Origin of the sequence: Neisseria yangbaofengii (assembly GCF_014898075.1) — a bacterium.
Classification (GTDB): Bacteria; Pseudomonadota; Gammaproteobacteria; order Burkholderiales; family Neisseriaceae; genus Neisseria; species Neisseria yangbaofengii.
Window position 1 is genome coordinate 942,014 of sequence record NZ_CP062976.1, and the last position, 11,155, is coordinate 953,168.

The following is an 11,155-nucleotide window of genomic DNA, read 5'->3' on the forward strand; positions in this document are numbered from 1 at the left end:
CGGTGGCGTTGCGATTGGCGATGGTGCTTCTGCTATTATAGGCAACAAACGTTCTTTGGGTGTTGCCGTAGGCGCAAATGCACTTTCGCGTTCAGGCGGCGTTGTTCTCGGTTCATCCGCTGAAACTCAAGGTACCAATGCGGTGGCTATCGGCCGTCAAGCTGTTGCGGTGGGTGATGGTTCGCAGGCCTATGGTTCTGCTTCTGCCGCTGTGGGTAAAGGTTCATTGGCGATGGGCAACTCTGCTACTTCTATCGGTGAGCGTTCGATTGCCATCGGTATGTCTGAATCTTCAGAAGATTACACTAATACTACTAATGTTAAAGCTGAAGGTACTGATGCTATTGCCATCGGCTCAATTGCCCGTGCTAATACTGATACCTCTATTTCTATTGGCCGCAATGCCGGTAAAGAAAATGCCGATTTCGGCACAGCCGCAGTTGATGTTAGTAATGGTAAACGTAGTGCCGTAGCATATTTGTATACCGGTGGTGCAAAAACTGCTTCTCCGGAAACTGTAGCCACTCATACCAATATTTCTATCGGTAAAGAGGCCGGCTCTTATGGTGCAGGCAGCAACAACATTGCCATGGGTACAGGTGCCGGTGTGTATCAGCAAGGCGAGAATTCGGTTGCTATCGGCACGAATGCCAACAATTACCAAGCAAACGGTATGTCAGATCATGCCGTTAACCGCACGGTTGGCAATGGTACTAAAGATAGTAACGCCATTAACCGCAGCCGTTTCTCGGTAGCAATCGGTAATAACGCCATGACGTATGACGATCATTCTGTCGCGGTTGGCGATGGCGCCAAAGCGCTTCGCAATGGTTCTGTAGCCATTGGTAAAGATGCCAAAGCGATTACGCATTACACGACAGCAGGCAATGCCGGCCAAATAATGTCTGCTGTTGCCATTGGTGAGGGGGCTACTGCTGCATTAGGTGGCGATATCACCATTGGTATAAATTCAGGCAGCCAGGTAAACCAAAACACAACCCGCATCCTCAACATGGCTTCGCCAAAGAATATTACCGTCGGTAACTTTTCCGGAAGCAATGTTTATGGCTGGGACAATACCGTTTTGGGTAATAGTTCCGGCCAAAGAATCGGTACGGCAGAAAAGCCTAACTACGCCAATACCGCATTCGGTTATGATGTAGGCAATAATATTCTGGGCGATAATAATGTTAGTGTCGGCTATCAAAGCGGCTCTAATATTGTGAGCAACTCAAATACTTCTGTCGGTTCCCGTACGGGTGGCAATGTATTAGGCGCAAACAACGCAACTACCGGTTACGGCTCGGGTAACCGTATCAGAGGCAGTGGTAACTGGTCGGCAGGTCAAGGAGCAGGTAATAATATCGGTGTTTTAGAAAGTAATGCAACACTTGATGTTGCTGCCAACACTTTTAAAGTGGGCCAAGATGCTGCCATCACATCAGGATCGGATGCTAACGTAGCGGCAGGTAAAAGTGCCGGCAGCTTTATTGCCGGCAGTAATAACATCGCCTTTGGTGAAAATGCCGGTAGATATGTCGGTAACGATAAAACGAAATTGACTAACAGTAGCCATAATCTTGCAATCGGCTCAAACAGTGGTCAATTCATCAATGGCAATCATAATGTTGCAGTTGGTTTTGGTGCGGGTGCCGGTGCGGATGGCGATATCTTGAGCCGCGCCCGCTCGTTAAGCCAAGGCTATCAAGCCACTGCTTACACTAATGACAGCATTGCTGTAGGTTCGGATGCTAAGGCAGGAACTAAAGGCAGTAACACTGCTGTGAATGCCATTGCCATTGGTACAGGTGCACAGGCTGCTGCTAAAGACTCTATCTCTATCGGTACCGGTAATGTGGTTAGCGGCCAAGGTTCCGGTGCGATTGGTGATCCGTCTGTGGTACAAGGTACAAATTCGTACTCTTTAGGTAACAACAATGCCATTGGTTCCGCTAGTGATAATGTATTGATTTTGGGCGGCCAAAACAATGTAGGCGCAACCGCAACCCGCAATGGTTCAGGCATTATTACGGATACGTCGGCTTTGATCCAAACACAAAATGCAGACCGTGCATTTGTACTGGGTTACAAAAACACAGTAGCTGAGACGGCCGATGCCAGCGATTCTGTGATTATCGGTAATGAAAATACCGTTGATGCCCAAAATACCATGGTATTGGGTAACAACGTGACCGCTACTGCTGATAACAATGTAATTTTAGGTGCGAATAGTAGCGAAGATTCTGTTACAACGACAGCAGGTCAGGCGAATGATATTGAAAACGGTACGGTAAACGGCATTACTTATGGCTCGTTTGCCGGTAAGCCTGCGGGTATCGTTTCTGTTGGTGCTTCTGGTCAAGAACGCCAGATTATTAACGTTGCTGCAGGTAAAATTTCTGCCGATTCTACCGATGCGATTAACGGTAGTCAGCTTTACTTGACCCAAGATGTATTAGGTAATGTCGCAGAAACCACTAAAAATATTATCGGCGGTGAAACGACACTTGATCCAAGCACAGGTAAGCTGACTGCCAATAATATCGGTGATACCAACAAGAATACTGTTCATGATGCCATTAAAGCAGCCAAATCTACAGTAGTGGCCGGTACCAACGTCAATGATGTTGCTACCGAAACCAACGGTGATGGCTCCAAAACTTATACGGTTAACGCTAAGGGTACGAGTGTGAGCAATGGCTCCGATGCCGTGACCGTTACCGCAGGTAATAAAGACGCTCAAAACGTGACCGATTATAAGGTTGATTTGTCACAAGCTTCTAAGGATTCTCTGGCTAAAGCCGATACAGCCGTCCAAGAGTTCACTACTTCGGTAAATGGTACGCAAGCAGAAAAGCTGAACCAAAAGAACAAAGACATTAACTTTGTGAATGGTGTAGGCACAACTGCACGTGCTTCAGGCTCAGACATTACTTTTGATGTGAATAAGAGCGGTTTGACAACGGATGAGGCAGGTAAAGTTACTGCGAATACTGCAGGCGATAATTTCGCGACTGCAGCAGATGTTGCCAATGCTATTAACGAGGCGGCCGAACGTACTGAAAAAACCACTACAGTGGTAGAAGGCAGCAATACTCATGTTCAATCTAAGGCTGAAGGCAACAACACCGAATACACAGTTAGTGCAGATAAAGCTACGGTATCGGTAAGCGATGCTTTGAAGAAAACAGAAACATCTGCCACTGATGCGACTACGCAAGCAGTCACTACAGATTATGCACTGGATCTGTCTGATACAACCAAAGAAGACATCAAAAAAGGCGTAAATGCCAAAGAAGCGGTTGACACCCAAGGTTTGACGTTTACCGGCGACACAGGCAGTACCAATGTTGAAAAATTGGGTTCTACCGTTGCAGTGAATGGTGACGAGAACATTACTACGAGCGCAGCAGGTGACGCGATTACCATTAGCTTAAACAAAGATATTAAGGTAGGTAGCGTTACGGCCGGTAATACTGTCATCAATTCAGACGGCCTGACCATTAATAATGGCCCAAGTATTACCAATAAAGGTATTGATGCCGGTAATCTGGCTGTCAATAATGTTGCTCCTGCGACTGAAGATAACCAAGCGGTTAATTACAGCCAGTTGAAAGCTTCGCAAAGCAAGGTAGAAGCGGGTACAAATGTGGTTGTAGACAGTACAAGCAATAAAGACGGCACAACTTATACCGTGAATGCTTGGGACACAACTGCAAGTGGTTCTGATGCCGTTACTGTTATGCCTACCATCGATAAAGCTGGCCGTACACGTACTTATGCAGTTGATTTATCGGATAAAAGCAAAGAATCTCTGGCTAAAGCCGATACAGCCGTCCAAGAGTTCACTACTTCGGTAAATGGTACGCAAGCAGAAACGCTGAACCAAAAGAACAAAGACATTAACTTTGTGAATGGTGTAGGCACAACTGCACGTGCTTCAGACTCAAACATTACTTTTGATGTGAATAAATCCAGTTTGACTGTTAACAATGATGGCGGTGTCGTAGCCGGAAAAGAAGGCGATAACTTTGCAACCGCCAAAGCTGTTGCAGATGCCATTAATAACAGTGAAAAAACCACTACCGCTCAAAATACAGACGGTAACGTAAGTGTTATTGGGACAACTACCGGCAATAATACCGACTATGTGATTAATCTTAAAAAAGACATTGCGGTTGACAGTGTGACGGCGGGCGATACCACTGTTAATAACAATGGTTTAACTGTTGGTAATATAACTGTCAATAATCAACCTATGACTGTTAATGGAAATACTGTTAACAATGTTAATGATGCAATTAATCAGACTGCTGCCCAAGCATTTAGTCCGCTTACCTTTGCCGGTGATAGCGGTGATAACGTTGAGAGTAAATTAGGTGAAACGGTAAATGTTAAAGGCGGCGTCACTGAAGCAGCTAAACTGTCAGACGGCAATATTGGTGTGGTAGCTAATGGTAACGATACTTTGGACATCAAACTGGCCAAAGACATTGCCGTTGACAGTGTTACAGCCGGTGATACCACCATCAACAATGATGGTGTTAAGAACGGCGATACTAGCCTGACTAAAGACGGTATTACCATCAATAACGGTACAGAAGGCCAACCTGTTACGCTGACCAAAAATGGCTTAGACAACGGCGGTAATAAAATCACCCATGTCAAAGCAGGCGAAGCGGATACGGATGCCGTAAACGTAAGCCAGTTGGAAAAAGCCCGAAAAGCAGCCACCGCCAAAGTTGAAGGCGACCAAGGTGTTACCGTTACCCCTTTGGCAAATGAAGACGGCAGTACCACTTACACCGTGGCGGCCAAAACCGACGGTGTGACCACCAAAGTTGACGAAGCAGGCAATATTGCCGCAGTAACCGGCGACATTACCACGGACGATAAAGGCGTATCTGCCGCAACGACCCCGACTGCATTAGCCACCGCAGGCGATGTAGCCGAAGCCATCAATAATTCCGGCTTCAACGTTAAATCAGGCGGTAACAAAGCCGAGGGTGACGAAGCAGAAGCAACCTTGATTAACCCGGGTGAAGAAGTTGAGTTCAACGCAGGTAAGAACCTGACCGTTAAACGCGTCGGCAATGCCTTTACCTTTGCGACGGCGGACGATGTCGAATTTAAAAACGTAACGGCGAATAAGGTTACTGTGGGTGGCACAAGCCTGAATTCAGACGGCCTGACCATCAAAGATGGTCCGAGCATCACGAAGACAGGTATTGATGCGGCTGACAAACAAATCACCCATGTCAAAGCAGGCGAAGCGGATACGGATGCCGTAAACGTAAGCCAGTTGGAAAAAGCCCGAAAAGCAGCCACCGCCAAAGTTGAAGGCGACCAAGGTGTTACCGTTACCCCTTTGGCAAATGAAGACGGCAGTACCACTTACACCGTGGCGGCCAAAACCGACGGTGTGACCACCAAAGTTGACGAAGCAGGCAATATTGCCGCAGTAACCAGCGACATTACCACGGATGATAAAGGCGTATCTGCCGCAACGACCCCGACTGCATTAGCCACCGCAGGCGATGTAGCCGAAGCCATCAATAATTCCGGCTTCAACGTTAAATCAGGCGGTAACAAAGCCGAGGGTGACGAAGCAGAAGCAACCTTGATTAACCCGGGTGAAGAAGTTGAGTTCAACGCAGGTAAGAACCTGACCGTTAAACGCGTCGGCAATGCCTTTACCTTTGCGACGGCGGACGATGTCGAATTTAAAAACGTAACGGCGAATAAGGTTACCGTGGGTGGCACAAGCCTGAATTCAGACGGCCTGACCATCAAAGATGGTCCGAGCATCACGAAGACAGGTATTGATGCGGCTGACAAACAAATCACCCATGTCAAAGCAGGCGAAGCGGATACGGATGCCGTAAACGTAAGCCAGTTGGAAAAAGCCCGAAAAGCAGCCACCGCCAAAGTTGAAGGTGACCAAGGTGTTACCGTTACCCCTTCGGCAAATGAAGACGGCAGTACCACTTACACCGTGGCGGCCAAAACCGACGGTGTGACCACCAAAGTTGACGAAGCAGGCAATATTGCCGCAGTAACCAGCGACATTACCACGGATGATAAAGGCGTATCTGCCGCAACGACCCCGACTGCATTAGCCACCGCAGGCGATGTAGCCGAAGCCATCAATAATTCCGGCTTCAACGTTAAATCAGGCGGTAACAAAGCCGAGGGTGACGAAGCAGAAGCAACCTTGATTAACCCGGGTGAAGAAGTTGAGTTCAACGCAGGTAAGAACCTGACCGTTAAACGCGTCGGCAATGCCTTTACCTTTGCGACGGCGGACGATGTCGAATTTAAAAACGTAACGGCGAATAAGGTTACCGTGGGTGGCACAAGCCTGAATTCAGACGGCCTGACCATCAAAGATGGTCCGAGCATCACGAAGACAGGTATTGATGCGGCTGACAAACAAATCACCCATGTCAAAGCAGGCGAAGCGGATACGGATGCCGTAAACGTAAGCCAGTTGGAAAAAGCCCGAAAAGCAGCCACCGCCAAAGTTGAAGGTGACCAAGGTGTTACCGTTACCCCTTCGGCAAATGAAGACGGCAGTACCACTTACACCGTGGCGGCCAAAACCGACGGTGTGACCACCAAAGTTGACGAAGCAGGCAATATTGCCGCAGTAACCAGCGACATTACCACGGATGATAAAGGCGTATCTGCCGCAACGACCCCGACTGCATTAGCCACCGCAGGCGATGTAGCCGAAGCCATCAATAATTCCGGCTTCAACGTTAAATCAGGCGGTAACAAAGCCGAGGGTGACGAAGCAGAAGCAACCTTGATTAACCCGGGTGAAGAAGTTGAGTTCAACGCAGGTAAGAACCTGACCGTTAAACGCGTCGGCAATGCCTTTACCTTTGCGACGGCGGACGATGTCGAATTTAAAAACGTAACGGCGAATAAGGTTACCGTGGGTGGCACAAGCCTGAATTCAGACGGCCTGACCATCAAAGATGGTCCGAGCATCACGAAGACAGGTATTGATGCGGCTGACAAACAAATCACCCATGTCAAAGCAGGCGAAGCGGATACGGATGCCGTAAACGTAAGCCAGTTGGAAAAAGCCCGAAAAGCAGCCACCGCCAAAGTTGAAGGTGACCAAGGTGTTACCGTTACCCCTTCGGCAAATGAAGACGGCAGTACCACTTACACCGTGGCGGCCAAAACCGACGGTGTGACCACCAAAGTTGACGAAGCAGGCAATATTGCCGCAGTAACCAGCGACATTACCACGGATGATAAAGGCGTATCTGCCGCAACGACCCCGACTGCATTAGCCACCGCAGGCGATGTAGCCGAAGCCATCAATAATTCCGGCTTTATTTTGACCGCCCAAGGTGCAAACGGCTCATTGGTAAAACCGGGTTCGACAGTTGATATGAAAAATACTGATGATAATATTGTGATCAGTAAATCAGCCGATAGCAATGATGTGGTTTACAATCTTGCTAAAGACGTTACCGTTGACAGTGTTACAGCCGGTGATACCACCATCAACAATGATGGCGTTAAGAACGGCGATACTAGCCTGACTAAAGACGGTATTACCATCAATAACGGTACAGAAGGCCAACCTGTTACGCTGACCAAAGATGGCTTAGACAACGGCGGTAATAAAATTACCAATGTCAAAGCGGGTGAGGAGGATACAGATGCAGTGAACGTTAGTCAGCTGAAAGCAGCCCAAGCTGCAGCAACTACTAAAGTTGCTGGTGACCAAGGTGTAACAGTTACTTCTAAAGTAAATGAGAAAGACCGTAGCACGACTTATACTGTTGCGGCTAAAACCGACGGCGTAACCACTCAAGTTGACACTAACGGCAACATTGCTGCCATCACCGGCGGCATCACTACTGACGGCAAAGGCAATGCAAGCACGACCATGCCTAACGCACTGGCCACTGCCCAAACCGTGGCCGATGCCGTCAATAACTCCGGCTTTACTGCCAAAGCAAACGGTGATGCGGGTGAATTCATCAGTTCAGGCGATGAAGTTAACTTTAACGATGGCAAAAACATTACCATTACCCGTGATGGTGCTAACTTTACTGTTGCCACTAAAGACGATGTTGATTTCAACACCGTTACAGCCAAAACGGTAACCACCGGTGACAGCACCCTGAATTCAGACGGCCTGACCATTAACAATGGTCCAAGCGTGACGAAGACAGGTATTGAGGCAGCCGATAAAAACATCACCAACGTAGCAGCCGGTAAGATTGCCGCAGACAGCAAAGATGCGGTCAACGGCAGCCAGCTCTATGGTACCGCCAACAGCATTGCTAACCATTTGGGCGGCGGCTCGACTGTGAATGCAGACGGTACAGTAAGCGCACCTAGCTATACCTTGACTAATCCTGCAGACAACAGCACAACTGCGGTAAACAATGCCGGTGATGCAATTAGTGGTTTGAACAAAGCTGTGAATCAACCGCTCACCTTTGCCGGTGACAGTGGCGACAACGTTAATCGCAAGCTGGGTCAAACCGTGAATGTGAAAGGCGGCGTAACCGATACTGCCAAGCTTTCAGACGGCAATATCGGTGTGGTGGCTAACGGTAGCGATACCTTGGAAGTAAAATTGGTTAAAGATGTAAATCTGGGCCAAGAAGGTTCGCTGACTACCGGTAATACAGTTGTCAACAGCAACGGCGTGACCATTGCGGCGCCAACCGAAGCCAATCCGCAAAATACCGTCAGCATCAGCCCGATTGGTCTGAACAACGGTGGTAACACTATTACCAACGTGGCGCCGGGTAAAAACGGTACCGATGCGGTAAACGTGAACCAATTGGTCGGTATGGGTAATCAGTTGCAACAAAACATCGACAATGTCGGTAAGAAAGCTTATGCCGGTGTGGCCGGAGCGATTGCCCAAAGCTCGATTCCGCAAGTAACCCGCCCGGGTGCGACCGGCTTGGGTATCGGTGGCGGTCACTACGGTGGCGAATCTGCCATAGCCATCGGCGTGTCTTCAATGAGCGATGGCGGTAACTGGATTATCAAAGGTAACTTCTCAACCAATACCGGCGGCCATGTGGGCGTGGGTGCGGGTGCGTTGTACCAATGGTAATCTAATCGGGTTTCAGCTTGAATCAAGGCCGTCGGAAACTGATGTTTCAGACGGCCTTTTTATTTGCGGCCTAAGTGAGGGCATGAGAAGTAAGCCATTTTGACGTGATGGGACTATAATGAATCCACTTTAAAATAGTACAGCGTTGGCTCGACTGGCCGTATTATCGATACTGCCTTCGGCTCCGCCGCCTTGTCCTATTTTTAAAGTGAATCCACTATATAATTTTATGATGACTGTTCTAAATCAGACGCGGATATGAAAATTTACAATACCAAAGAAATGCGTGCCGCCGAACAAGCAGCGGTAGATAAAGGTACATCATTTGAGCAACTGATGGAAAATGCGGGGCAAGCTGCGGCGGCGGATATTTTGCAGCATTGTGTCGGTCGGCAGAAAGTATTGATTGCCTGCGGCAAGGGTAATAATGGCGGCGATGGTCTGGTGATTGCACGCGTGTTGCAGCAGCACGGCTGGCAAGTGGATATTGCCTTGGTCTGCGGCAATATCTTATCGGATTTATCAGAACTTAACCGCCGGCGTTTAAACGGATTGCCGGGTATCACTTTTTTAAACGAAGAAGATTTGTCAGGCTGTCCGAAAACGAAAAATGCTTATAATGTGGTGATTGACGGTATATTCGGCACAGGCTTTAGTGGTAATTTACCGCAAAATATCGTCGAAGTCTGCCAAGCTTTGAATGCTTCAGGCGGCCTTAAAATTGCTTTGGATATGCCCACAGGTTTAAACGGTGACACAGCAGAATACGATGAACACACACTTACGCTTTCGGCGCATACAAACCGGCACATATGAATGAAACCGCGCAAGCATTTTGTGGAGAAGTGGTGTGTTTGGAGATTGGGATAGATTAGTTTGACTAGGCCGTCTGAACGTTCAGACGGCCTTAAACATTTGCGCCAGCCAAATGCCTAAAGCCGTTAGCGCAAAGGAGCCGAAAACGTGCAAGGCCGCCGCACCGAAAGCCGCCCCCCAACGCTGCGCCTGCATAAGTTGGACCATTTCCAACGAAAAACCGGAAAATGTCGTCAAGCTGCCGAGAAAGCCGGTAATCAACAGCAGCTTCCACTGCGGATGCTGCACCAATTCGGCGAAAATGCCAATAAGAAGTGCACCAATCCAGTTGGCCGCCAAAGTGCCGAAAGCAAATGATGTGGCGATGCGGGCAAAGTAAAGCCCGAAAAACCAGCGGATGCCAGCGCCGAATGCGGCACCAATGACAATCGGCAGAAGAGAAGCGGGAGACATATCGTTCCTTGAGGCCGTCTGAAACTACCAAATTTGATTGGTTGGTTTTAAATAGCGGTTGTCGTCAAAAGTATTGATCCATTGCGGCCGTAAAGCCACAAAAATCGCAGTAGTGATGCCGCTTAAAAAGGCTTCCGCCCAAGCAATCAGAATAAAAACGGGCAGGGCGGTGGACCACAATACATCGCTCGGAAAAGCTGCTGCCCAATCCAAAACAGCGACCAATACCAAACCGGTAAACAAAATACTGGCAGCCGACCCGATAAAGCCGTTGACGAAAATAAAAATAAACAGGTTGGCCGGCAATAAATTCACCAAGCGGTGGAATAAAATATTGGTTATCAGCGGCGGCAGCAATAAGGCCAAAGCATTGATCGGGTACACCTGCCAATCACCGCCAAATAGCCACACATAAGGAAAAAGCAGCAATGCCCCCAGCCAAAAAGCTGCCGGGACGCCGATCATGAGCGCCGCCAAATTCATTGCCAAAAGGTGATAGCTCATGCCCGCAAGCTGGCCGTCATCAGGCGTCGCATTCAAAAGCCATGCCGTGGTTACAATCAAAATGACTAAATTCACGGCCGAACGATGTGCGGAAAAGGCTTTGAAAGCAGACTTGGCGCACACAGCCAGTAAAGCGGCCAAAACCGGCCATGCCGTGATAAAAGCAGCATACGAAAACCATTCGGCTTGAAAAATCATAAGGAACACGCGCTCAATATTTTCAGACGGCCTTATTATACGCTGAATCGTTAAAATATTGCGCCGATAGCGGTTTTGCTT

The 11,155-nt window shown here is 48.4% G+C and carries 3 protein-coding genes and 1 pseudogene; 2 read left to right on the plus strand and 2 right to left on the minus strand.

The genetic code is table 11. The annotated features are described in order from the left end of the window. Positions 1-55 precede the first annotated feature (55 nt). The gene (locus H4O27_RS04555) at positions 56-9,103 is read left to right on the plus strand and encodes a YadA-like family protein (protein WP_226883501.1); all 9,048 of its coding nucleotides are present in this window, start codon (positions 56-58) and stop codon (positions 9,101-9,103) included. 258 nt (positions 9,104-9,361) lie between these two features. Beyond that, a pseudogene (locus H4O27_RS04560) lies at positions 9,362-9,978 on the plus strand (NAD(P)H-hydrate epimerase). A 22-nt stretch (positions 9,979-10,000) separates the two neighbouring features. Here H4O27_RS04560 and crcB read toward each other — a convergent pair. Together crcB and H4O27_RS04570 are read right to left on the minus strand one after the other, a co-directional pair. Then, on the minus strand, positions 10,001-10,372 hold the full coding sequence (gene crcB, locus H4O27_RS04565; protein WP_165007851.1) for a fluoride efflux transporter CrcB: 372 nt from the start codon (positions 10,370-10,372) through the stop codon (positions 10,001-10,003). A 24-nt stretch (positions 10,373-10,396) separates the two neighbouring features. After that, a complete protein-coding gene (locus H4O27_RS04570) occupies positions 10,397-11,074 on the minus strand; it encodes an energy-coupling factor ABC transporter permease (RefSeq protein WP_165007852.1) in 678 nt (225 codons plus the stop codon). Positions 11,075-11,155 lie beyond the last annotated feature (81 nt).

Excerpts from the sequence above, each read along its gene's own strand:
- crcB (WP_165007851.1), bottom strand. The coding sequence starts at position 10,372 with ATGTCTCCCGCTTCTCTTCTGCCGATTGTCATTGGTGCCGCATTCGGC.
- H4O27_RS04570 (WP_165007852.1), bottom strand. The coding sequence starts at position 11,074 with ATGATTTTTCAAGCCGAATGGTTTTCGTATGCTGCTTTTATCACGGCA.